This is a genomic window from Pseudomonas asplenii, assembly GCF_900105475.1.
Lineage (GTDB): Bacteria > Pseudomonadota > Gammaproteobacteria > Pseudomonadales > Pseudomonadaceae > Aquipseudomonas > Aquipseudomonas asplenii.
Genome location: NZ_LT629777.1, coordinates 4,261,192 through 4,284,007, shown reverse-complemented (window position 1 = coordinate 4,284,007; position 22,816 = coordinate 4,261,192). Strand labels below are relative to the sequence as shown.

The 22,816-nt window shown below is 61.8% G+C and carries 20 protein-coding genes; 9 read left to right on the top strand and 11 right to left on the bottom strand.

The features are described from left to right. Window positions 1–138: 138 nt before the first annotated feature. The 5 genes from BLU37_RS19525 to BLU37_RS19505 form a co-directional block, all read right to left on the bottom strand. On the bottom strand, window positions 139–1,515 hold the full coding sequence (locus tag BLU37_RS19525) for a diaminobutyrate--2-oxoglutarate transaminase (RefSeq protein WP_090207798.1): 1,377 nt from the start codon (window positions 1,513–1,515) through the stop codon (window positions 139–141). 320 nt (window positions 1,516–1,835) lie between these two features. Next, window positions 1,836–4,235 carry a TonB-dependent receptor gene (locus BLU37_RS19520; protein ID WP_090207793.1) on the bottom strand — a complete coding sequence of 800 codons (2,400 nt, stop codon included), beginning with the start codon at window positions 4,233–4,235 and terminating at the stop codon, window positions 1,836–1,838. Between the two features lie 68 nt (window positions 4,236–4,303). Next, window positions 4,304–5,266, bottom strand: coding sequence for a FecR domain-containing protein (locus BLU37_RS19515; RefSeq protein ID WP_090207790.1), 963 nt, complete (start codon window positions 5,264–5,266; stop codon window positions 4,304–4,306). After that, window positions 5,266–5,775: a sigma-70 family RNA polymerase sigma factor gene (locus tag BLU37_RS19510; protein WP_010452157.1), complete on the bottom strand. Its 510-nt coding sequence runs from the start codon at window positions 5,773–5,775 to the stop codon at window positions 5,266–5,268. The genes BLU37_RS19515 and BLU37_RS19510 overlap by 1 nt, the downstream gene beginning before the upstream one ends. 129 nt (window positions 5,776–5,904) lie before the next feature. Next, window positions 5,905–7,578: a phosphoethanolamine transferase gene (locus BLU37_RS19505; RefSeq protein WP_010452154.1), complete on the bottom strand. Its 1,674-nt coding sequence runs from the start codon at window positions 7,576–7,578 to the stop codon at window positions 5,905–5,907. Between the two features lie 150 nt (window positions 7,579–7,728). Here BLU37_RS19505 and BLU37_RS19500 point away from each other — a divergent pair, with 150 nt between their 5' ends. The 3 genes from BLU37_RS19500 (at window position 7,729) to BLU37_RS19490 (ending at window position 10,178) form a co-directional block, all read left to right on the top strand. After that, window positions 7,729–8,394, top strand: a complete 666-nt coding sequence (locus BLU37_RS19500; protein WP_090210968.1) for a response regulator — start codon at window positions 7,729–7,731, stop codon at window positions 8,392–8,394. After that, complete coding sequence (locus BLU37_RS19495) at window positions 8,391–9,755, top strand: ATP-binding protein (protein ID WP_090207787.1); 1,365 nt, start codon at window positions 8,391–8,393, stop codon at window positions 9,753–9,755. The genes BLU37_RS19500 and BLU37_RS19495 overlap by 4 nt, the downstream gene beginning before the upstream one ends. A gap of 93 nt (window positions 9,756–9,848) precedes the next feature. Further along, a complete protein-coding gene (locus BLU37_RS19490; protein WP_010452149.1) occupies window positions 9,849–10,178 on the top strand; it encodes a hypothetical protein in 330 nt (109 codons plus the stop codon). 21 nt (window positions 10,179–10,199) lie between these two features. Here the strand turns inward: BLU37_RS19490 and BLU37_RS19485 are convergent, their stop codons facing one another. The 3 genes from BLU37_RS19485 to BLU37_RS19475 form a co-directional block, all read right to left on the bottom strand. Further along, window positions 10,200–10,883, bottom strand: coding sequence for a hypothetical protein (locus BLU37_RS19485; protein WP_010452147.1), 684 nt, complete (start codon window positions 10,881–10,883; stop codon window positions 10,200–10,202). Window positions 10,884–11,271: 388 nt separating this feature from the next. After that, the gene (locus BLU37_RS19480; RefSeq protein ID WP_090207784.1) at window positions 11,272–12,171 is read right to left on the bottom strand and encodes a hypothetical protein; all 900 of its coding nucleotides are present in this window, start codon (window positions 12,169–12,171) and stop codon (window positions 11,272–11,274) included. Window positions 12,172–12,247: 76 nt separating this feature from the next. Next, window positions 12,248–13,579: an aminotransferase-like domain-containing protein gene (locus BLU37_RS19475; RefSeq protein ID WP_010452143.1), complete on the bottom strand. Its 1,332-nt coding sequence runs from the start codon at window positions 13,577–13,579 to the stop codon at window positions 12,248–12,250. Between the two features lie 110 nt (window positions 13,580–13,689). Here BLU37_RS19475 and BLU37_RS19470 point away from each other — a divergent pair, with 110 nt between their 5' ends. From BLU37_RS19470 to BLU37_RS19450, 5 genes are all read left to right on the top strand, one after another. Continuing rightward, complete coding sequence (locus BLU37_RS19470; protein WP_090207781.1) at window positions 13,690–14,586, top strand: DMT family transporter; 897 nt, start codon at window positions 13,690–13,692, stop codon at window positions 14,584–14,586. 431 nt (window positions 14,587–15,017) lie between these two features. Further along, window positions 15,018–15,509: a hypothetical protein gene (locus BLU37_RS19465; RefSeq protein ID WP_090207778.1), complete on the top strand. Its 492-nt coding sequence runs from the start codon at window positions 15,018–15,020 to the stop codon at window positions 15,507–15,509. Between the two features lie 65 nt (window positions 15,510–15,574). Further along, a complete protein-coding gene (locus BLU37_RS19460; RefSeq protein ID WP_010452138.1) occupies window positions 15,575–16,087 on the top strand; it encodes a hypothetical protein in 513 nt (170 codons plus the stop codon). A 75-nt stretch (window positions 16,088–16,162) separates the two neighbouring features. Then, the gene (locus BLU37_RS19455) at window positions 16,163–17,425 is read left to right on the top strand and encodes a transporter (RefSeq protein ID WP_090207775.1); all 1,263 of its coding nucleotides are present in this window, start codon (window positions 16,163–16,165) and stop codon (window positions 17,423–17,425) included. Continuing rightward, window positions 17,422–18,063: a C39 family peptidase gene (locus tag BLU37_RS19450; protein ID WP_090207772.1), complete on the top strand. Its 642-nt coding sequence runs from the start codon at window positions 17,422–17,424 to the stop codon at window positions 18,061–18,063. Before BLU37_RS19455 ends, BLU37_RS19450 begins: the two co-directional genes overlap by 4 nt. A gap of 18 nt (window positions 18,064–18,081) precedes the next feature. On the opposite strand, the gene yfcF is transcribed toward BLU37_RS19450, so the two are convergent. Then, complete coding sequence (gene yfcF, locus BLU37_RS19445; protein WP_090207769.1) at window positions 18,082–18,717, bottom strand: glutathione transferase; 636 nt, start codon at window positions 18,715–18,717, stop codon at window positions 18,082–18,084. 172 nt (window positions 18,718–18,889) lie between these two features. Between yfcF and BLU37_RS19440 the strand changes: the two genes are divergently transcribed. Then, window positions 18,890–19,612: a helix-turn-helix transcriptional regulator gene (locus BLU37_RS19440; protein WP_172833124.1), complete on the top strand. Its 723-nt coding sequence runs from the start codon at window positions 18,890–18,892 to the stop codon at window positions 19,610–19,612. A gap of 38 nt (window positions 19,613–19,650) precedes the next feature. Here the strand turns inward: BLU37_RS19440 and BLU37_RS19435 are convergent, their stop codons facing one another. Next, window positions 19,651–21,606 (bottom strand): MacB family efflux pump subunit, encoded by a 1,956-nt coding sequence (locus BLU37_RS19435; RefSeq protein WP_090207766.1) that lies wholly within the window; start codon window positions 21,604–21,606, stop codon window positions 19,651–19,653. 2 nt (window positions 21,607–21,608) lie between these two features. Next, window positions 21,609–22,760 (bottom strand): macrolide transporter subunit MacA, encoded by a 1,152-nt coding sequence (gene macA / locus BLU37_RS19430; protein ID WP_090207763.1) that lies wholly within the window; start codon window positions 22,758–22,760, stop codon window positions 21,609–21,611. Between the last annotated feature and the right edge of the window lie 56 nt (window positions 22,761–22,816).

Here is a 22,816-nt window from a genome sequence, read left to right as displayed (position 1 = left end):
AGACATCCCGACAAACTCTGCAAAACTTGAAATTGCTCTAGATGGCTTAAATAAGGCAATAGCCAGCCATATCGGATAAATCGCCACGATTAGTGTTCAGCGTTTATCGATATTCAATAAATAGTGTTTCGAACAACTTCAGCCGCGAACTTGCAACAGCGCCGCCGCCAGGGCCTTTTCAAAACGCTGGATCACCAGCCCGCACTGTTCGTCATCGATGATCAATGGCGGTAACAGGCGAATCACATTGCCGTTGCGCCCACCGCGCTCCAGCAGCAGCCCCTCCCGGAAGCAGTGTTGCTGGATCGCCACTGCCAGTTGTGGGTCGCCGGGGAAGCTGCCCAGGCGATCGGCCGACTGACGCTCGTCGACGATCTCGATGCCGAGCATCAGGCCACGCCCGCGGACCTGGCCGATCGCCGCGTGACGCGCCTGCACCCGTTGCAACTGCTCCTTGAGCCACTGGCCACGCGTTTGCGCCTGGGCGACGAGGTTGTCCTCCTGCAGCACGCGCAAGGTTGCCAGCCCGGTGGCCATGGCCATCTGGTTGCCGCGGAAAGTCCCGGCATGGTTGCCCGGCGACCAGGCATCGAACTCGCGCTTGAGCCCCAGCACCGCCAGCGGCAGGCCACCGCCGACCGCCTTGGACATGACGATGATGTCCGGCTCGATCCCGGCGTGTTCGAAGGCGAACATCCGGCCGGTGCGGGCAAAGCCGGCCTGCACCTCGTCGAGGATCAGCAGGATGCCATGCTGGCGGGTGACCTCGCGGATCTGCCGCAACCAGCTCGCCGGCGCACTGTTGACACCGCCCTCGCCCTGCACCGCCTCGACGATCACCGCCGCCGGCAGCGACACGCCGCTTTCGACGTCTTCGATGAACTGCCTGAAGTAGTAGCCCAGCGCCTCGGCCCCGGCCTCGCCGCCGATACCCAGCGGGCAGCGGTATTCATGCGGGTACGGAAGGAACTGCACCCCCGGCATCAGCGTGGCGATGGCGTTCTTCGGTCCGGTGTTGCCGGTCAGCGCCAGGGCGCCATGAGTCATGCCGTGATAGGCGCCGCTGAAGCTGATCACCGTATTGCGCCCGGTGAAGGTCTTGGCCAGCTTGAGCGCCGCTTCCACCGCATCCGCCCCGGACGGCCCGCAGAACTGCAGGCAATAGTCCCGTCCCTGCCCGGGCAACAGGCCCAGCAAGGTCTCGCTGAAGGCATCTTTGACCGGCGTGGTCAGGTCGAGGGTGTGCATCGGCAGGCCCGAGGACAGGAAGCTGTCCAGGGCGCCCATGATCGCCGCATGGTTGTGCCCCAGGGCGAGGGTGCCAGCCCCCGCCAGGCAGTCGAGATAGGTATTGCCCTCGACATCCGTGACCCAGACCCCCTGGGCCTTGGCAATCGCCAAGGGTAATTTGCGCGGGTAACTGCGCACATTGGATTCGAACTTGCTTTGACGAGCCAGATAATCGGCATTGGTTTGCCGCACAGGATTGGAATGCAATACGCCATCATTCAACATCTGCTCATCCTCCCTAAGTTATGAATGCAAATTATTATCATTGACTGAAAAGTGCAACTGTTAGTTCCTGGATATTTAAAATTTCACGAAACTTTCCAGCGCCGATTAAAAACATCCAGGCACACAAAATCCCAAGTTGAAAAAACCTGAAACTTGTTAATGATGCGATGAGCACGCCATGCACCTTGAATATGAAAAACGTGTGTCGCTATATGTTCAAGGCAATATCCAGCCTGCACACTTTCAAATCATCCGCTCCTGAATCGAAGAGGGCGCAACGGAAACCTTCAGGCGCCCATCCCTGGCGCGAATTTCATGAATCAGAAACCGACGGTGGCCGAGAGCAGATAGGTCCTGGGCGTCGACAGGGTCAGACCGGGCTCGCTGTCATCCGAGGCACCGGCCGAACTCCAGTAGCGCTTGTCCATGACGTTTTCGACGCTGGCACGCAGGGTGATCGACTTGTCATCGAACTTGAAGGCGTAGCGGGCACCGACGTCGAAACGCTCCCAGCTGTCGATTTCCTTGCTGTTGGCCTGGTCCAGGTACTGCGAACTGGAGTAGATGCCACGACCGGTCAGGGTCAGGCCCTCGACTCCGGGAATATCCCATTCGGCGCCCAGGTTGACGTTGTACTCGGGTGTGGCCGGAGCGCGGTTGCCGTCATAGGTGCCATTGGTGGTGTTGGTCAGCTTGCTGTCGATGTACATCACGCCGCCGAGCAGACGAAAGCCCTTCAATGGCTCGCCGAACGCGCTCAGTTCGACACCGCGGTTCTGGCGCTTGCCGTTCGGGCCAAAGATCTGTGTGGTGGAATTGGTCTCATAGGCCGGCTGACGAATCTGGAACGCCGCAGCGGTCAGGGCGAAGGCACCGAAGTCATATTTGGCACCTACCTCAACCTGGCGGCTGATGAACGGCGGGAAAATCTCGTCCTCGTTTTTCGAGGTCGACGGCGCGATCTTGCCCTGGCTCAGGCCTTCCATGTAGTTGGCGTACAACGACAACTCGTCGGTGGCCTTGAACAGGATGCCGCCTGATGGCGAGACCTTCTCCTCATCGTAGGAGGTATCGCCCTTGATGCCGTTGGTCCAGTCGTCGACCTTGACCCGCTGCCAGCGGGCACCGAGGGTCAGCAGCAGACGGTCATCGAAGAAACCCAGGGTATCGGACAGCGCGACGCCACTGAAGCGGTTCTCGGTGTAGACCTTGTCGTCGAACCGCGTCGGTGTACCGGGCTCCGGCGTCTGTACCGGGTTATAGAGGTTGCTGTTACCCGAGGCATAACGCGCACCGCCGTTGGTGAAATCCATGTAGAAATCGCTGGCCGCCAGGTTCAGCTCATGGCTTACCGAGCCGGTATGGAACCAGCTGCGGACACCCGCCGTGGCGGTGCGGACGTTTTCGTCACGGGTGAAATCCCGTGGTAAAACGCTGAAATCGCCCGCATTGTTGGTGACCGAGACGGCATGGCGGAGAAAGTCGTGGTTGCTCTGGCGCAGGCCGACGCCACCGTAGAGCATCACCGAATCGCTGAGGTCGTATTCGCCATTCAACGTGCCGAAGGTGTCCTTGGTGTGCGCCCAGCTCCAGGCCTGCGCATAGTTATTGTGCACGTCGTTGGGGTTGGGCACCTTGGCGTTGGCGCCGATCTGCACCCGCTCCTGTGGCGCGTCGGTGTCTCGCTCGGTATGGCCGATGTCCGTCGACAGGCGCAGGCGCTCGCCACGGAAGTCCAGGCCGAGCACCGCCATCTGGCGATCGACATCCTGGTGATCCCAGGTCGTGTCACCGGACTGTTTCACCCCATTGAAACGGATACCGTACTGGTTCTCGTCGCCGAACCGCCGGCCGATGTCGACGGCCCCGCCGGTCTGGCTGTCGGAGGCATAGCTGCCGGTAAACTCGGTGATCGGCTTGTCGGTGGCACGCTTGGGCACCACGTTGATACCACCGCCGACGCTGCCGCGCGGCGAGATACCGTTGATCAACTGGGACGGGCCCTTGAGGATATCCACCCGTTCGGCCATTTCCATGTCGATGGTGTAGGTCGGCAGCACGCCATACAGGCCGTTATAGGACACGTCACTGTTGAACAGGCTGAAACCGCGAATGGTGAACTGCTCGTAGCGACCGCCCGCCGGGTTGGTGGCACGTACCGAGGGGTCGCTGGCGATCAGGTCGCCGAGGGTGCGCGCCTGCTGGTTCTTGACCGCCTCGTGGGTGTAGGTGGTCATGCTGAACGGCGTTTCCATGAAGTCTCGCGAGCCCAGCAGCCCCTGCGAACCGCGACGGGCCACCTGGCCGCCGGCATAATCCTCGCTGCCCACGCCACCCTCGGCACCGAGAATCGAGGTGGTCGGCAACTGCACGGTGCCGCTGCCCTGCGGTGCCGGCACCAGGGTGTAGGCCTGGTTGCCCACCGGCACCAGTTGCAGGCCGGAGCCCTGCAGCAACCGGGCGAAGCCCTCCTCCACGTCGTACTCGCCCGACAGGCCATTGCTGTCGTGCCCGCTGACCAGCGCCGGATCGACCGACAGGTTGACCCCCGCCAGTCCGGCGAAACGGGTCAGGGCCGCGCCGAGGCTGCCGGCCGGGACCTCGTAGCTGCGGCGCGCACCGCTCTCCGCCCAGGCGGGCAGAGCCAGCAATGGCGTGGAACTGAGACTCAGCACAAGGCCGAAACGCAACAAGGGACGCAAACGGGGTACTGCAGACATGGGAGAAAGCTCTCGTATTTTGTTCACTTACCTGGAATGACCGGCGAGGTGAAAAAAAGGGACAGCCTTCAGGCACTATTTTTTTCCGCGGCTTTTTTGCGAGGCGCCAGGGTGACCCAATAACGCGTGCGCATGTGCACATCCAAGGGCAGACTGGCAGTCAGCAGCTCAAGGATGCGGTCGGTGTTGTCGAGCCGGAAGCTGCCGGTCAAGCGCAGCCTTTCCAGCGCCGGATCCCAGCGCAGCAGGCCGCTGCGATAGCGACCCAGTTCGCGCAGGAAGTCGCCCAACGGCTGGTTCTGCGCCATGAGCACGCCGTCGCGCCAGCCCGGCAATTGCCCGTCGAATCGACCGACCGAGCCCGCGCCGGAGGCGCGCAGGCTGACCTCCTGGCCCTCGCCCAGCGACAGGAGCGGACCGTGCAACGGCTGTAACTGCACCGAACCGCTGACGACCGACACCCGGCAGTCCTCGGCATTGAGACGTACGCAGACTTCGCTGCGGCTGACGACGATACGCCCGTACGGCGCCTGGATGGTCAGGGCGCCGCTGCCCGGAACCTTGAGGGCCATTTCGCCGCGCACCAGGGTCAGCAGCCGGGCCTTCATGTCGACATTCACGGCGCTGGCGGTGTTGAGTTGTAGGGTGCTGCCGTCCGCCAAGGGGATGCGCCGGCGCTCGCCGGTGGCGGTCTGCAGGTCGGCCCGCCAGACATCCAGGGGCAACTGCCGACCGATCAGCCAGGCCGCCGGCACCAGCGCGGCCACGCCGAGGGCGCGCTTGAGGACAGCGCGCCGGCCCGGATCGGGACGATCCAGGGTGGCCATGGCCAACGCCGTGGGCAGGCCGGAAAAACGCTGGCGCAACTGTTGCGCCTTCTGCCAGGCGGATTCATGGGCGCTGCTGCTTTCACGCCAGTGCTGCAACTTGCGACGATCGTCGTCGTTGGCCGCGCCCGACTCCATCAATGCCAGCCATTGTCCTGCAGCGCGGGCCACGGCACGGGCCTCGGGCTTGACGCCGGGATGCATCAAAGCTCCACCAGCAGGCAGTGCTCATAGGCCTGGGCCATGTAGCGTTTGACCGTGCGTTCCGAGACCTGCAGGCGCTCGGCAATCTCGCGATAGCCCAGCCCTTCGAGCTGGCTCCAGAGAAAGGCGCGGCGCACCACGGCCGGCATGCCATCGAGCAGCTCGTCCAGCGCCTGCAGGGTTTCCAGTAACACCCAGCGCTGCTCCGGCGACGGCACGCAGGCCTCGGGCAGTTGCGCCAAGGCATCCAGATAGGCCTGCTCCAGACTGCGGCGAGTGTAGAAGTTGCTCAGCAGGCGCTTGCCGACCGTCAGCAGGAACGCCCGTGGCTCACGCAGGTCAACCAGCGGCTGCGCGCTGGACAGCACCCGCAGGAAGGTGTCCTGGCTCAGGTCGGCAGCATCCCAGGCGTTGCCCATGCGCCGCCGCAGCCAGCTTTCCAGCCAGCTGCTGTGATCGCGGTACAGCGTGTAGAGGGTTTGCTCGGTTGGCGTCGCGGCTTCAATCATGGGAGAGAACCTGAGCGAGAGTTTCAAATGAGACTGATTCTAATTAGTGTTATATCCATAAACCAAGTCTTTTTGTAAAAATGCCTGCAAACAGGGCGCTCTCAGGTCGTTTCCGGGCGATAAAGAGCCTCAGCCACAGGGCGCTTGCGGCAGGCTCGGCAACAGCTGGCTGAGCTGCTGCGGTGGCTGGTGAACCAGGCCCGTGGGCGACTCGCAGACCCGTTGGATGAAGTTGTCGCCGAACAGCAGCTTGCCGTGGACGAAGTACTCGTTGCCTCGCTGGTTGGGATTGTCGATGCGCGTGCCCAGGCGCGCAGCCAGCCAGCGCCCCGCCTCGTAGTGGCTGACCCAGCGCTCGGCGGCCAGCTCATCCAGCGCCGCCCGCGGCGCCTCGCGGGTCACGACGATCATCGGCACATCGCTGACCTGCGGTACCAGGTCGTTATGCCCCCACTGGCCGTCCTCGCCCAAGCGCTGGCCATGGTCGCCGGTGATGATCAGGTAGCGCTCGCCCTCGAGTTTTTCAAAATCCTCGACGACCTGCGCCAATAGCGAATCCAGGTAATGGATGGAGTTGTCATAGGCGTTGGCCTGTCCACCGCTGCCACTGTCCGGCCAGGGCATCGCCTGGCGCTCATGCCGATAGTTGTTCGCATACGGCAGGTGCGCGGTGCGCAGGTTCAGCACCACGAAGTTGCGCGGGCCCCAGCGCTGCTGGTCGAGCACCTCCAGCAGCGCGCGGTCCTGGCGCTGAAGGAAACGCAACGGATGGTCCTCTCGGGTAATCGACACATCCATATAGCGACTGCCCAGGTTCGCCAGCAACTTGGACTCCTGGGACGACAGCCAATAGGTACGAAATCCCGCCGCCTGGGCCAGACGGAACAGGCTGTTTTCACCCGTGCGCAACAGGCGGTCCTGGCCCGGTTCGCGGATCGGGTTGAGCAGATACGGCAGGCTGACATCGGTGGCAACGCCGGCGGCAATGCCCGGACGGACCAGAGCGCTCGGATGCTGCTCCAGGTATTGGCCGAGCTGCGGCGTGGTATCGCGTTCATAACCGAACACACCGAGACGGTCACTGCGCAAGGAGTCGGCCACCACCAGCCAGACATGCTTGGCAGTGCTGGGGATCGTGGTCAGTTGATAGGGTTTGAACGGCGCCGCCGGCAACACCGTCTCGGCCCGGAAGGCCAGGCGTACCGACCACGCCGAAAACGTGTTGAGACTGTTGTGCAACGCGCTACGACTGGCGCTCGGGACAAAGGCATCAAGGTTGCGGTAGGTGGCCCGATAAGGCTTGGACAACAGCACCACGGCAATCAGCAGCAGAGCCCAGCGGCTTGCAGGCAGATCGACCCGTCCCGGCAACTTCAGGTGCAGGTAAATCAGCGCACCATAGGGCAACGCGACGCACAGCAGCACCGGCCAATGCGTTGCCAGACCATACCAGGCACCGGCCCGCACCTCACCCAGGTCGCCGCTCATGGCTTTCAGGTCGATAGCACTCAAGGGCTCGCCGAAAAAGCTGATGTTGCCCAACTGCAGCAGTTGCATCCCGGCAAACAGCAGCAGGATCACCAGCACGACATAACGCAGGTTGCACAACCAGAGCGCAGCGCTGAACAGCCACAGGGTCACGACATAGGCCAGTTCCAGCTCGGCCCGGTTGTTCGTGGTGAAGCGTTGTTGCAGAAAATCGTCGAGCAGCAATAACAGACAACTGAGGGACGTCAGCCCCAACAGGTTGAGCCAGGCGCGTGGGCGCCCGGAGGGACGGGCAGACAACAAGGTGATCGGCATGGGCATATCCGCAAGTGAATCAAGCGTGGCCCACGATCGGTGGCGAAGCTTAATGCAGTCTTAGCGAGCAACGGGTTGTTACACATCATCCGTATCCAAATGCTTCGCGACAGCGATGATGGCGCCTTTGATGGGCGCGAGGGTCAGGCTTTGCGGGTATTACTGGTAGAAGACGATGAGGCGTTGGCGCGTGGGATCCAGGTGGCCCTGCGCGGTGAGGGCTACACACTGGACTGGCTGGCCGATGGGCGCCAGGCCGCCCATGCCTTGCGTTGCGAGCGTTTCGACCTGGTCCTGCTGGACCTCGGCTTGCCGCACCTGGATGGCTTGACCCTGTTGCGCGAAACCCGTGCCCTGCCCCACGGCGACGTTCCGGTGCTGGTGCTGACCGCCCGCGACGCCAAGGTCGATCGGGTCCTGGGGCTGGACGCCGGCGCTGACGATTACCTGGTCAAGCCCTTCGATCTGGACGAACTAAAGGCCCGTATCCGCGCCCTGCTGCGTCGCAGCCAGGGGCGCGCCCAGCCGTTGCTGGAACATGCGGGCATCAGCCTGAACCCGGCGACGCAGCAGGTGCATTACCAGGCCAACCCGATCCTCGTGACGCCAATGGAGTATCAACTCCTGCACCAATTGCTGATCCGTCCTGGCGCCGTCGTCACCCGCGAACGCCTCAGCGCTGCACTTTATGGCTGGCAGGACAGCGGGCCGGGCAACACCCTGGAAGTGCTGATCCACAACCTGCGCAAGAAACTCGACAGCGCACTGATCCGCACGGTACGCGGCGTCGGTTATCTGCTGGAAGCGCAGCCTTGATCTCCATCCGCACCCGCATCCTCGCGCCCACCCTGCTGCTGGTGATCGTCGGCAGTCTGACTCTGGCCTGGCTGGCTCTGCGTGACAGCCACCGGGAGATCGAGGAAATCTACGACGCTCAACTAGTGCAATCCGCACGCCTGCTGCAGGGGCTCCTCGAACAGCAGCCGCTGCAGACCACCGACTGGGGCCGCTTGCAGGCGGCATTCGGCCGGGCGATGTCGCAGGTGGGCAACGAAGGCCACATACATCCCTACGAAACCCTGCTGACCTTCCAGATCTGGGATGGCGAGGGCCAGTTGCTGTCGCGCTCGCTGGATGCGCCCGCCCTGGCCGCACCGCCACCCGCCGGGGCCCATGACTTCAACGAGGGCAACAGGCAATGGTGCGGTTTCCTGCTCAAGGACGAACAGCAGGGCCTGCAGATCTGGGTCGGCGAGCGCGATGACCTGCGCCAGGACCTGATCCAGCGGATCGTCCAGCACACCCTCTGGCCGACACTGCTGGGCCTGCCGGTACTGGTCGTGGTGATCTGGGCGCTGCTGGGCTGGGGGCTCAGCCCACTGCAACGGCTGCACCGCCATCTACGCAGGCGGGCGGTGGACAGCCTCGAGCCGTTGCAGGCCGGGCCATTGCCGCCGGAACTGCTACCCATGCGCGCCACCCTGGACCATCTGCTGGAACAATTGCGTACGCTGCTGGAACGCGAGCGGCGCTTCATCGCCGACGCCGCCCACGAACTGCGCACCCCACTGGCAGTGCTGGATATTCACGCGCAGAACGCCCAGGCCGCGAGCACCCGCGAAGAACGCGAGGAGGCGCTGGCCTTTCTGCGCCAAGGCGTCAGTCGGGCGACACGGATCGTCAGCCAGTTGCTGACCATGGCGCGCCTGCAACCGCAGCAGCAGCCCCGACAGGCACTGAACCTGGCCGCAGTGGTACGCGAGGAACTGGCCGAGCTGACACCGCTGGCCTGGGAACGCCAGGTCGAACTGGTCCTGGACTGCGAAGACGACATACGCCTGCTCGCCGACCCCACTGCGCTCTCGATCCTGCTGCAGAACCTGGTGGGCAACGCGCTGAACTTCGCGCCAGCCGCGAGCGAAGTGCAGATCGTGCTCGAACGCGCGGGCTCGTGCACGCGGCTGCGGATCCTCGATGAAGGGCCAGGCGTGAGCAACGAGCTGCTGGGCAGGTTGTGCGATCGGTTCTATAGCGCCGGCAACCCGCAGGGTGCCGGGCTGGGCCTGTCGATCGTCGAAGTGATTACCCGTCGACTGGGGGGCAGCCTGGCGTTCAGCAATCGAACACCACGAGGATTGTGTGTGGAATTGCGCCTGCCGACACCGGAGCCCGGTTGAGGCCAAGGCCCCGACAGCAGGCACTTTGATGGCCCCGCAACTGTTCAGCAACAGCCAGAATCACTTTATTTTCAGGCAGTTAGGTTGAGCTTAATGCGAACAGTATGGACTACGCTGATCTCGTTTTCCCTGGCCGGCATCGCACTCTGCGCCGATGGCAAGGAGCTGAAGTCGAATGATCGTTACCAGTGCAGTTGGGGCGCCGGTACCGCAGCCAGGGCGCAGGAGCTGAAGCTCTCGGGGGTGTCGCTGTATGCCGCCCGGCAGAAGATCCAGGCCTATAAGTTCAGCAAGGGCTGGATGCGCATGATGGCCCTGGGTATCACCGAACAGACCTACGACAGCCGGTCGCGGCTCAAACCCGAGGCCATCCGCCGCAGCTTCTACGAGGATTGCGTCAAGTACAAGCTGGCCCGCCGCTGACCGGCCGCAGGCACTGGACGATCAGTTGGTCGCGACCCGCTCCATATTGCCCGAAGTCACCAGTGCCTTGAGCGAGGCATCGAACTGTTTCAGCGCATCGACCTGCAGGTCACGCTGCTGATTGATCTGCGCAGCGATCTCCGGAGCGGCCTTGCCCTTGACCCACACGGAGGACAGTTGCTTGCCGGTGGAGCCTTGGGCCTGACCGATGTACTGCAGGTTCGAGTCATAGAACCTGGCAACGAAGCGGGCCTCGAACTGGTTGTTGCGCTTGGTCACCAGACGGCTGTAGGTGTCCAGCATCACCACCACGTCGGGATGGGCCTTCACCACGGCATCGAGGTTGTCGTAGACGGTCACGGAGGTGAATTGTTTCTGCAACGAGCCCTTGAGCCAGTCGATCGCCAATGTCGGGTCGGAGCTGCTGACGAACGCGCTGCTGATGCGCGAATCGAGCGCATCGTTCTTCGCCCCGTTCAGCGCAACGCTGTGGTAGCGCTCCAGGTATTGGAGCGTATTGACGGTGTTTTCGCTGTAGAGCACACCGACAGAGCGGGCCTGTTTCAGGCTGAAGCCGCTGTCGGTCACCGGCAGGAAATGGCAGGACTGCTCGTCACGGCTGCTATCGGCGGCCTGGGCGGGAACGGTTGTGGCAATACCAGTGCTGAGGACGGCGACAAAAGCCAGCAGGGTTGAAATGTTCATCGCTCGGGTTCCTTCAAAAGCAGGTTTGGTATGACGCTATCTTCCTCTTTCGCCCGAAAAACAGAACTTGCGTTTCTCGATGGTCATTATCAACCGAACGAATGATGGAAGGCAGCGAACGGCAAACGCTGGCATTTGCGCCGACCTTGAACCTCCTTCCCTGGCAGTAGGCCGCGCGGCTGCTGACGCAACTGCCACACAACTGCTACAGGTCATAGCCTAGCAGAACGCCCGTATTACGTAGGTTTTTTCTGACCTTTCGGACAGCCTTCATTCAACAATCGACCGTCTCTGGATAACGGCTATAACCCGCTGTGCTATTGCGTGCGCGATCCAGCACTTTTGCGTCTGAACAGCGGCTTTTGCAGCAGCTTCTACAGAAGGTTTCTCAGCAGACTGGCAGCGTGCTGTCAGCTACACCCGGTTGCACCCGGCCCAGCAGCTCCTCAAGCCAGGGAACGTAGGCGGAATTGATCAGCCCATAACGCTCCGGCGCAAAAAACGTCCAGTGATGGGCGACGCGGGTCAGCCTGTCGAGATCGCCGCGACTCAACCAGTGGCTGGTTTCAGCCAGCGCCAGCGGTGCTCCGGAAAAACGCAGCCCGAGGGGAACGTTGGTACGGGGAGCGAAGGCAATCGCCAGTTCCCGGCTCAACGGCCATTGGCTGGCCGCTGCTGGCCGCACCTGCGTACCATAGCCGCGAAACGTCCCGGCAACGCGCTCGCACAGCACCAGCCAGCGACCCTCGGCGGTCCGCGCCAGCAGCCACTGCGACACTCCACTGTCGGCCATCTGCTGAATTCGCCCATCGACCCACCGCGCGACTTGCGGATTATCCGGATCGTAATCGCTCGACCACAGGCTGAACGCCGACACCAGGGTGTGCCGCTCCAGCTCGACCTCGGCCACCTCGGGCAGGTCCCGCCAATACAGCAGCCGTGGATCGTGAAGCGCACGGTGGCGATTCCAGGCCACCCACACAACGAACAGCAACAGGGTGCTCAACAGCATTGCCGTAAAAATAGCCTCCCCATGCCGTTGCGGATCGAATTCGGGCGCGAACAACGCCTGATAGGCCAACAACACGAGGACGATGCACACCATCGGCGCCCACAGGCCGATCACCACCGGCAGGATCAACCACTCCAGCCAGCCACTGCGGTGCAGACTGCCCTTGTACAGGGCCCAGGCCTTTTCCTCCGGGGACATCGCGACCCGCTCGCGCTCGGCGATGCACGGGTCCGGTGTGTGGAAGCGTTCGTACAGCTCGTAGTCATTGTCGGCCATGGCGCCTGGCGATCCTGGTCTTGGCGGGTTTCGAGCGGGCCGTCACGTTAACACAGGCAGGCCGGACCGCAGTGGCTCAGGAGGCCGCTTCGACCACCCACCTCACCTTCTCCAGCGCTGCACGCAGCACCGGCATTTCCACGGAACCGAGTGCCAGGCGCAGCGCATGGGGCACATGGGCCGAGACGGCAAAGGGCTCGGCGGTCGACACCGCGACATTCAGCTCCAGCAAGGCCTTGGTGATCCGGTCCGCGCGCGCCTCTTCGGCCAGCGGCAGCCAGAGAAAGTAGGACGCCGGATGGGTGATACAGGGCAAGCCCGCCAGTACCTCGGCGGCCAACACCTGGCGAGCCCGGGCATCGCGGCGCTTTTCGGTTTCCAGGCGGGCGACCGTGCCATCCTCCAGCCAGGCGCAGGCCAGGGCCGTCATCACCCCCGGCGTGTTCCAGGTGGTGGCCCTGATCGCCCGCTGCAACAGCGGCACCGTGGGCAACGGCGCAGCGACAAAACCGACCCGCAGACCGGTGGCGACATTCTTCGACAACCCTGAGACATAGATCGTCCGTTCGGGTGCCAACTCGATCAGCGGCGCCGGTGGATCTTCGGCCAGGAAGGCATAGGCGCCATCCTCGATCAGCAGCAGATCGTGTCGGCGGGCCAGCGCCACCAACTGTTCGCGTTGGGCAAGATCCAGTACCCAGCCCAACGGATTGTGCAACGTCGGAATGCTGTAGACCGCCCGCACACGGCGAGTTCGGCACAGCCGGTCGAGCGCCTGCAGGTCCGGCCCGTGTTCGAGCACAGGAATCGGCAGGATCTCCAGGTGCAGGGCCTCGGCGGTCACCTTGAAACCGGAATAGGTCAACGCATCGGCGGCAATCACGTCGCCGGGTTGCAGCAGCGCCATCATCGTCACGGCCAGGCCGTGCTGGGCACCGTCGACGATAAGGACCTGCTCGGGTGTGACCCTGATGCCGCGAACCCGCAGGTGGCGGGCCACGGTATTACGTTCATGCGGGCGTCCGGCATGGGGCTGGTAGCGCAACAGGGACTCCAGGTCGCCCGACAGCGCGAGTTGCCGCAGGCCGTTGCGCAGCAGCTCCGACTGACCCGGCAGCGAGGGATAGTTGAAGTTGAGGTCGGCTACACCCGCGGCGATTTCCGGCTGGTCGATGCCCTGCCCCGGCGGCAGGGTGGTTTCCCGAACGAAGGTGCCACGACCCGTTTCGCCACTGACCAGGCCCATGCTCTCCAACTCGCCATAGACCCGGGTAGCCGTCACCAGCGCCACCCCGTGGGTTTCGGCCAACTGCCGGTGGGTCGGCAGGCGGCTGCCGGGCGAAAGCCTGCCCGAGCGGATATCCGCAGCGAGGGTATCGACCAGTGTCTTGTAGCGCAGGCGTGGCATGTGAAAGCGTATCCATGACAATTCTTTGATTGTCATCATAGTCGACTCTAGCATGCCCTTCATGCAATCCCAACGTGAGACACGCCCGCCCCCGAGGAGCCTGCTGCCGAATGGAACAGCTATCGAACCTGCAACAATCAACGACCAGCCCGCGCACGAAAGGATGGCTCAACGGCCTGATCGGCGTGGTGATTTTCAGCGGCTCGCTGCCTACCACGCGGCTGGCGGTGCTGGAGTTCGACCCGGTCTTTCTCACGGTGGTGCGGGCGAGTATTGCCGGGGTGCTGGCGCTGGCCTTGCTATGGGTCTTCGGGGAGCGGCGTCCGGCCCGGGGTCAGTTGTGGTCGCTGGGGGTCGTGGCCCTGGGGGTCGTTCTCGGTTTTCCCTTGCTGACAGCGCTGGCCCTGCAGTATGTGACCTCGGCGCATTCCATCGTCTTCGTCGGTTTGCTGCCGCTGGCCACGGCGGTCTTTGCCGTACTGCGCGGCGGCGAGCGGCCGAGGACAGCATTCTGGTGCTTTTCGGTACTGGGCAGTCTGCTGGTGGTCGGTTATGCGCTGGCCCAGGGGCTCAGTGCCTCGCCCGTGGGGGATCTGCTGATGCTGGCGGCGATTCTGGTCTGTGGCTTGGGCTATGCCGAAGGGGCCAGGCTGTCGCGGACACTCGGCGGCTGGCAGGTGATCTGCTGGGCGCTGGTGCTGTCATTGCCGCTGATGCTGGTGTTGAGCTGGCTTTGCGCGCCACCGAGCCTTTCAGGGATTTCGGCGGCAGCCTGGGGGTGCCTGGGGTATGTGTCGTTGTTCAGTATGTTGATCGGGTTTGTGTTCTGGTACCGCGGGTTGGCCCAGGGGGGAATTGCGGCGGTGGGGCAACTGCAGTTGTTGCAGCCGTTCTTCGGGTTGGCGTTGGCGGCTACGTTGTTGCATGAGCAGGTGAGTCTGGGGATGCTGGGGGTGACGGTGGCGGTCATTTTCTGTGTCGCAGGGGCTCGGCGGTTTGCTCGATAGGGTGAAGCTCTCGCTTGACGCTCCCCCTGCCTGGGGGAGCGGCGGTGCGGCGTCCCCGACTTGCCCGCAAATAGGCCGGCAATCACACCAGAAAGTGCTCTGACGCTTCGCGCAATCTCGCTGCATACAAATCCTGTTATGCACGTCTATGTAGCTTTAAGGCTACAGCTATTTCCTACCTATATTCGCATACAACCCCAGATCAGTTTTTATTATTCCCAAATAATAAAAAACCTATCCGTTTGGCCAGTTATTAAGCCACCTCAAAAGATATTAAATATCCACTTACAAATGAGCAGCACCTGAATCCTGGGCAGCGACAAAAATGATAAGCGCTCCTCGACCGCCCCAAAGATAAGGCAGATCAATTGCGAGATCGTTCCTGGCTCTGCAAACCAAAATCGCTGAAGTTTTTGAAACAGGAGTCAAATATGAAAACCACTCACCTACTGTTAGTGACCGCTCTGTTACCGACCCTCAGTGTGGCACAACCCTCCATTCTTGATTCACTTGAAGCCAAGGGCATTCAAGTCACAACCCTCGACGACCAGCAACTCAGCAAGATCAGAGGGGCCGCAAGAATTACCGGCCACCCCTACCCCAGCGTGACGCAGGGCTTGAAGACATACAACATTCGACTGAAACGCTTTGGCAACGAACATGACTACAGGTCCTATTACTCGGTAGGCAGTGACTGGAATCCACATGGAACCTACACAAAAATTGAAGATGGGGTCACTTATAAAGTTGCCGGAGATCGCTGGCTCGCTGATAAGTCAGATGCCCCTGGCGGGAGTTGGAATGCAAGCAATGCGGTAGAAGTGGACGTTCACTATCAGGCATTGAATGAGAAGGGTGCCCCGCTCAACTTTGGTTGGAGAGATACGTCCTGGAATCGTCCCATATCGACTTTTTCCTGGTAATCCCCACCTCTGCCCGACCAAGACAGAATCACGCAAACAGCATATTTCGACACAAGGAAACAAGCATGAATATCAACAGCACCCTCTCAAACACATACAACTTATCAAACCTGAACAAAAGCAAACCTCAAATACAGGAAAAGCCGAACTTCTCAATCGAAACACCTGCCGAAACAAATAACAATAGCGATAAAATCAGTATCAGTGCCGCCGGCGCAAACATGTCCGACGCCATGGACCCGCCTATCCCTGTAGGTGCAATGCCGGGCTGGTGGGGTGAATTCGCAATTCTACTGACACTCCCCTCGGAACGAGGCTATCAAGAGTTGAGGCCCCTTTCCGAAAATGAAAAATTCTCGAATATTTCATCAGGAGAACGAAACGAATACTTCGCCCTACTGCAATCTCACATGAGCGATCTTTACGAACGAAACGGCCTGATCGACGACGATTCAAAATACGCCGCTCTCAACTCCCGCTCAACCAACGAAAGACTCCACCAGGAATTCCTCGAAGGCATCCGAAACGACCCGCGAATGTCCGAACTGGTCAGCCGGCTGGGGATCGCGTTGTCCTGATCTCATCCCCACGATTCATCCGACCACGTGGAACGTGGTCGGCCCATGCCTTCCCCTTGAGGCCAGGACACAAGCATGACCAGTCCCTTGAAATGGCTCGCCACCCTCGGCGTGATCCTTCTTTATCTGTACGAGTCCACGCCAGCATTGGCCGACAACCTGATTCTGAAAAATGGCGACCGGGTATCCGGCTGGATCATCTCGTACAGCGACGGACTCTGTATCTTCGATACCCACTACGGCTCAGCGATCAGGGTTCCGACCACGGAAATTCTGTCGATCGGCAGCGATACCCCCTACTCCCTGCTGTTTGCCAGCGGAGAAAAAGTCAGCGGAAAACTGCTGCTTTCCGCCGACAACTGGACGCTGCTGGAGTCGGCGACGTTCGGCACCACGCCCATCGAGGTTTCGACCATCGTCAGCCTCACGCGGCTGCCGCCCAATAACCCCACGAACCCACCGGCCAAACCCTCGGACAGCCACTACGGAGCACAAGTCGAAAGCCAACCACCGCTGGATTTCCTCATAGGCTCCACCGTGCTGCTATCGCCCGGTGAATATGAAATGGACCTCGGTCTCGCCTACAAACAGAGCCGCATCCAGTACGGTCTGCCCCAGGCCGGCGATTTTCAGCGCTCGTCCTATTCGGCGCGGCAACTGGAGCTACGTTCGACCTGGCGGGCCGGGCTCTATCGGCACCTTGAGGGTTATCTCAGCGTGCCACTGACCTACAGCCATATCCAGGACGTCTCCAGCAATGCGTTCGTACGCAAGACCGATGCCTGGCGCCTGGCCGATATCGCCCTCGGTGCCCAGTATCAGATCGTCGAGGAGAACGCCCAGACCCCGGCGATCGCCTTGAGCATGGACCTCAACATCCCCACCGGACAAAAACGCTACAACGATGTTTTCAACCGCTGGAAAGACCCACTGAACAACGGTTCCGGGCACTGGAGCCTGACCCCTGGCGTGGCGTTCGTGCGCAGCACCGATCCGGCCATCCTGTTCGGCGGCATCGGCTACCAGTACGCCTTCGCCAACACCATCGATGGCTATCGCATCAAACCCGGCTGGGTGCTCAAGGGTTACGCCGGAGTCGGTTTCGCCCTCAATGAACGACTGTCGCTTGGCGGCCGGCTGGCCTATGCCCACAGTGCCCATCTGCAGGCCGATCACCAGACCATCCAGGGTTCCGATGCCGACCCGCTCGAGCTGTCGCTCAGTGCTTCCTATCGGGTGAACGATGACTGGGTGATTGCTCCCGAGGTCACTCTGGGCCTGAACGATGACGCCGGTCCTGCTGCGCTGTCGGCACATTTCAAGAGACGCTTCAATTGAGCAGCCCACGGCTGGCGAGCGTGCTTAGCCTGTTCGCGCTGCTGCTCGACAGCCCGATCACCACGGCGGCTGGCCCACGCTTGCAGTCGATGAAGCAACTGCGCTTTCACGACATCCAGCGCCAGACTCTCGACTATTCCTGCGGTGCGGCGGCGCTCGCGATATTGCTCAAGCGTTACCTCGGCGAACCGGTCGAGGAAACGCAGATCCTTGCCGATATCGTGCTGCGCCTGTCGCAAGCCGAGGTACGCGAACGGGTCCAGGAAGGTTTCTCGATGCTGGACCTCAAGTCATCTGCCCGGCATCTGGGCTACAGCGCCGAAGGCGTACGACTGCCACCCGAAGCCCTGCATGCGCTGGACGGTCCGGTCATCATCCTGCTGCACCGCAACCGGCTCAATCATTTCGTGGTACTCAAGGGCGTCGAGCAAGGACATGCCTTCCTCGCCGACCCGGCACGCGGCCACCTGCGGCTGCCCTTGTTCGAGCTGCTCAACGAATGGCACGGCGAAACGCTGATCGTCGGTCACCCGGATGGCCGCCAACCCGAACCCCATTCGCTGAGCCTTCCAGGGGCACGCTACAGGGCGCCCGAAAATGATGTCGTCAGGACCCTGTTGGGCCCGTCCAGACGTTGAGGCGGACGGGCCCGCCGTTCACGTCAAGGCCGGACGCGACAACGCTACCCATTCCTGCACCGCCGGGTGCTGCCATTGGCGCCGCGCATAGTCGAGCAGCCCATCCGGCACCGGATCACCATTGAGGATCAGCCGGTTGAGCATCAGCGCCAGGTCGACATCGGCAATCGACCACTGCTCGAACAGGCTGCTGCGCCCACCGATCAACAAAGCCTGCGCACCATCGATCAGCTTGCGCGCGGCCGCCTCGCCCGCCGCCGACAATGGCGCTGCCTTCTGCCCATAGAAAATCACCAGGGTCGAACGCTCCTGACGCAGCGCCTGCAAGTCGCTGCGCAACCAGGCCTGCACCTGCCGCGCCCGGGCCCGTTGCCGGGCGTCCTGCGGATAAAGCGGTGCCTGCGGATAGAGCTCGTCCAGGTACTCGGTGATCGCCGAAGACTCGGACAGCGCAAACCCTTCCTGCTCCAGGGTCGGCACCCGTTGCGTCAGGGACAAGCCGGCATAACCTTGCGCCTGCTGTTCGCCGGCGCTCAGGTCCAGTGGCTGCAGATCGAATTCGACGCCCTTCTCCCGCAGCGCGACAAATACCGACAGGGCATAGGGGCTGGTGTACTGGGCATCGACATACAAACGCGGACGGGCATTGTTCACGGCGCACTCTCCTTGGGATGAGCACCACACGCTACGGGATCCGCCCGAACAAATAAAATCACGGATTTTCATGGGCGTATTCCCGAGCGGAATACTAGGAATTAGGGTATGGTTAAAGGCCACTACTCAAGGCTCGTCTACTGAGAGGCGAATGTTTCGGAATCTGAAAATCATGGATGAAATGATGAACTCACAACGGTTGTTTCCACATATTGGCAAGGTCATCGCCAGCACTGGCAGTCGCAATTTCCCACGGATGTTGCACCACCTGATTCTCACCCAACTGGCCGTGGACGTTACCCATATCCGCAAGTTGTCGACGGACGAGGACATCTCAAACCCGTCGATCGATGCCAGCCATCCGACCATCGGCCATACCGATCTCTTCACCTCGGCCTCCGATGCGAAGGAGTCGGCCTTGCACCTGACCCGCCACAAGGATGACTGCAGCTACACCCTCTCGGTGTATCGCTCGAACCAGTCGCGGCGCTTTTCTGCGCGGGAGCAAAGCATCCTGCAGAATTTCTCGCCACTGTTGCTGCCGATGGTGGAAAAACACATCATCGCAATGAACCCCCTGCACGCCTCGCCAGCCGGCCAACCAAGCCTCGCCGAGGGTGTGGAGAATCCAGGCCAGCAGGCCCTGCGCCTGCGCTTTAGCGACCGTCTGACGCAGTCGGGGCTGACCTTGTCGAATCGCGAGATGGATGTCTGTGTCGGCCTGCTGTCCGGACGCACCGCCCCGGAACTGGCCGAGCAACTCAAGCTCAAGGTCAATACGGTGGAGAGCTACCTCAAGCGCGCGGCGTTCAAGCTGGGTATCAGCGGGCGCCACTCACTGATGCGCTGGATGTACGCCTCACCAGTGACGTCCCTGCCGTCCACCGACCTTTAGCCAAACGTTGGGGAGCCAGCCTGCTGGCTCCCCATTGGTCAGTCGCGGGCCAGCGCTTCGATCGGGTCGAGCCGCGAAGCGTTACGCGCCGGCACGAAGCCAAACACGATGCCGATCAGCGTCGAACAGATCACCGCCGTGGCGATCGCCCCCATCGAGAACACCATCTGCCACTCCTTGATGAACAGCGAGAACAGGTAGCCGATCGCGAAGGACAACGAGATGCCGATCATCCCACCGATCAGGCAGACCATCACCGCCTCCACCAGGAACTGCTGACGGATGTCCGACTGGCGTGCGCCCACCGCCATGCGAATACCGATCTCCCGGGTCCGTTCAGTGACCGACACCAGCATGATATTCATCACCCCGATGCCTCCCACCGCCAGGGAAATCACCGCGATCAGCGACAACAGCAGCGCCAGGGACTGACTGGTCTTCTCCACGGTCTGCATGATGCTGTCGAGATTGTTGGTGAAGAAGTCCTTGGTACCGTGGCGCTGCAACATCAGCTTGGTCACGTTCTCTTCCACCACCTTGCTCGGCTGCCCATCCTTGATCCGCACCATGATGCTGTCCAGGTGGCGCTGCCCGAGCAGACGCCCCGCCGCCGTCTCGTAAGGCACCCAGACGTTCAGTTGTTTGCTGGAGGTGAAGATGTTCTTGTTGTCGGCCGTCACCCCGATCACCGTGCACGGCAGGTTATCCAGCAGGATCACCTGGCCTAGCGGGTCGACGTTCGGCCCGAACAGCCGGATGCGCGTGTTATGGTCGATCACCACCACCTGGGCCTGGCGCTGGGCATCGCTTTCGCTGAAGGCAATGCCCATGGCCATCCGCAGCCCACGCACCTGGAAATAGCGGTCGCTGACGCCATTGACCTGGGCGTCGAGGTCGATGTTCTGGTAGCGCACCAGCAGGTTGCGCCCCACCATCGGCGTGGCACTGTCGACGTAGTACAACTGGCTCAGGGCAAGTACATCGGCGGGTATCAGGGTCTCGATACTGCTGGCCCGACTATCACCAAAACTGGTACCCGGATAGATATCGATGGTGTTGCTGCCAATCGCCTGGATGTCCTTGAGCACATAACGTTTGGCCCCTTCGCCGATGGCCGAGATCGACACCACCGAGGTGATGCCGATGACGATGCCGAGCATGGTCAGCAGGGTCCGCATACGATGCGAAATCAGCGCCACCCAGGCCATGTTGAAGGCTTCCTTGAACAACCCGAAACTGGCCACCAGGCGCCCGGTGCTGCGGGCCACCAGGGTCGTGCTCTCCCGGCTCGACGGTTGGTCGACTGGTCGCGTGAGTTGGTCGCTGATGATCTCGCCATCGCGCACCTCGATGATCCGTTCGGCGTTGGCGGCGACCTTGGGGTCGTGTGTGACGATGATCACCGTATGCCCGGCGGCATGCAGTTCCTGGAGGATCTGCATCACCTCCTTGCCGCTGTGGGTGTCCAGCGCGCCGGTCGGTTCGTCGGCGAGAATCACCTCGCCACCGTTCATCAAGGCACGGGCGATACTCACCCGCTGCTGCTGACCACCGGACAACTGATTCGGCCGATTCTCCAGGTGCGCAGCCAGACCGAGACGATCCAGCAGCTCACGGGCACGACCATGACGCCGCGACTCGCCGGTACCGGCGTAGATCGCCGGCATCTCGACATTGTGCAGGGCACTCAGGTGCGGCAGCAGATGGTAACGCTGGAAAATAAAGCCAAAGTAGTCGCGGCGCAGCTCGGCCAGTTCCTCGTTGTCCAGGTCGCGGGTCTCGCGCCCGTTGACCTTGTAGCTGCCGGCAGTCGCGTAGTCGAGGCAGCCGAGGATGTTCATCAGGGTCGACTTGCCCGAGCCCGAGGCGCCGGTGATCGCCACCATTTCCCCGGCATCGATCCTCAGATTGATGTTCTTCAGCGCGGTGAACTCTCGCTCCCCGGCCATGAAACTACGGGTGATGCCGCACAATTCCAGCAGTGCCTGGGTCATGCTCAGGCTCCCGCCACAGTCGAAGTCGGCTCGCCGATGACGACCTTGTCGCCTTCGGCCAGGCCATCGGTGATCTGCACCTTGACGTTGTTGTTGATCCCGGTGCGCACGTTGCGCGACTGGGCATGGCCCTTGGCGTCAAGCACCCGTACCGGGAAACTGCCGTCGGCATTGCGTGGGCCGAGGGCCGCCACCGGCACGGTCAAGGCTGCCTTGGCGGTATCGAGCACGATACGTACCTGGGCGGTCATGGCGATGCGCAGCCGGTGGTCCGGGTTGGGAACATCGAACAACGCGTTGTAGAACACCGCGGTGTTCTGTTTCGGTGTACCGGCGGTCTGCGTTTCGAGGAAATTCTGCGGCGCCGGCTCGGTACCACGCAGCTTGGCGTAGTAGCGTCTGTTCGCCTCGCCAAGGATGGTGAAGTACACCTCCTGGCCCGGACCGATGTGAATCACATCGGCCTCCGACACCTGGGCCTTGACGGTCATGGTGTCCAGATCCGCCAGTTTGAGCAGCACCGGTGCCAACTGGTTGGCGATCACGGTCTGACCTTCCTGGGTGACGATACCCACCACATCGCCATCGATTGGCGCAACGATGCGGGTGTAGGTCAGGTTGATCTTGGCCGTGTCGATCTGCACCTGCGCGCTTTTGATCTGCGCTTCGAGGGAAGCCAGGTTGGCACGTTGCACCTCGTAGTTCGACTCGGCGCTCTCGAAATCCTGCCGGGAAATCGCCGCATCGCTCTGCAGCCCCAGGTAACGCTCATAAACCGCTTTCGCCTGCTTGAGCTGGGCTTGGGTAGCGCGCCGTTGTGCCTGCAGATTCTCCTCATCGACCTGGGCCTGGCGCAGGGTGTTCTGCAGCACCAGCGGGTCGATTTCCGCCAGCCACTGGCCCTTCCTGACCTTGTCACCCACCTTGACCTTGAGCGACTTCAACTGCCCGGAAACCTGGGCACCGACATCCACCTGGCGGATACCTTCGAGCAGACCGGTCGCCAATACCGTGTTCTCGATATCCGCACGCTCGGCCGTGGCGACCAGATACTGCGGTGGCTCGGCGGGCGCGCTGACCGTGTAGAACACCAGGCCGGCAAGCAGCACCACGGCCAGTCCGATACCTGTCTTGCGAAACTTCGACTTTTCCATAAATGTCCGTCAATACGTTGAAAAATTTTCGACAGCGCGTCAAACCAAACGCGCAG

Excerpts from the sequence above, each read along its gene's own strand:
- BLU37_RS19470 (WP_090207781.1), top strand. The coding sequence starts at position 13,690 with ATGGAACAGCTATCGAACCTGCAACAATCAACGACCAGCCCGCGCACG.
- BLU37_RS19480 (WP_090207784.1), bottom strand. The coding sequence starts at position 12,171 with ATGGCCGACAATGACTACGAGCTGTACGAACGCTTCCACACACCGGAC.
- BLU37_RS19485 (WP_010452147.1), bottom strand. The coding sequence starts at position 10,883 with ATGAACATTTCAACCCTGCTGGCTTTTGTCGCCGTCCTCAGCACTGGT.
- BLU37_RS19515 (WP_090207790.1), bottom strand. The coding sequence starts at position 5,266 with ATGCATCCCGGCGTCAAGCCCGAGGCCCGTGCCGTGGCCCGCGCTGCA.
- BLU37_RS19475 (WP_010452143.1), bottom strand. The coding sequence starts at position 13,579 with ATGCCACGCCTGCGCTACAAGACACTGGTCGATACCCTCGCTGCGGAT.
- BLU37_RS19510 (WP_010452157.1), bottom strand. The coding sequence starts at position 5,775 with ATGATTGAAGCCGCGACGCCAACCGAGCAAACCCTCTACACGCTGTAC.
- BLU37_RS19435 (WP_090207766.1), bottom strand. The coding sequence starts at position 21,606 with ATGACCCAGGCACTGCTGGAATTGTGCGGCATCACCCGTAGTTTCATG.
- BLU37_RS19490 (WP_010452149.1), top strand. The coding sequence starts at position 9,849 with ATGCGAACAGTATGGACTACGCTGATCTCGTTTTCCCTGGCCGGCATC.
- BLU37_RS19440 (WP_172833124.1), top strand. The coding sequence starts at position 18,890 with ATGGATGAAATGATGAACTCACAACGGTTGTTTCCACATATTGGCAAG.
- macA (WP_090207763.1), bottom strand. The coding sequence starts at position 22,760 with ATGGAAAAGTCGAAGTTTCGCAAGACAGGTATCGGACTGGCCGTGGTG.
- BLU37_RS19455 (WP_090207775.1), top strand. The coding sequence starts at position 16,163 with ATGACCAGTCCCTTGAAATGGCTCGCCACCCTCGGCGTGATCCTTCTT.
- BLU37_RS19505 (WP_010452154.1), bottom strand. The coding sequence starts at position 7,578 with ATGCCGATCACCTTGTTGTCTGCCCGTCCCTCCGGGCGCCCACGCGCC.
- BLU37_RS19525 (WP_090207798.1), bottom strand. The coding sequence starts at position 1,515 with ATGTTGAATGATGGCGTATTGCATTCCAATCCTGTGCGGCAAACCAAT.
- BLU37_RS19460 (WP_010452138.1), top strand. The coding sequence starts at position 15,575 with ATGAATATCAACAGCACCCTCTCAAACACATACAACTTATCAAACCTG.
- BLU37_RS19520 (WP_090207793.1), bottom strand. The coding sequence starts at position 4,235 with ATGTCTGCAGTACCCCGTTTGCGTCCCTTGTTGCGTTTCGGCCTTGTG.
- BLU37_RS19465 (WP_090207778.1), top strand. The coding sequence starts at position 15,018 with ATGAAAACCACTCACCTACTGTTAGTGACCGCTCTGTTACCGACCCTC.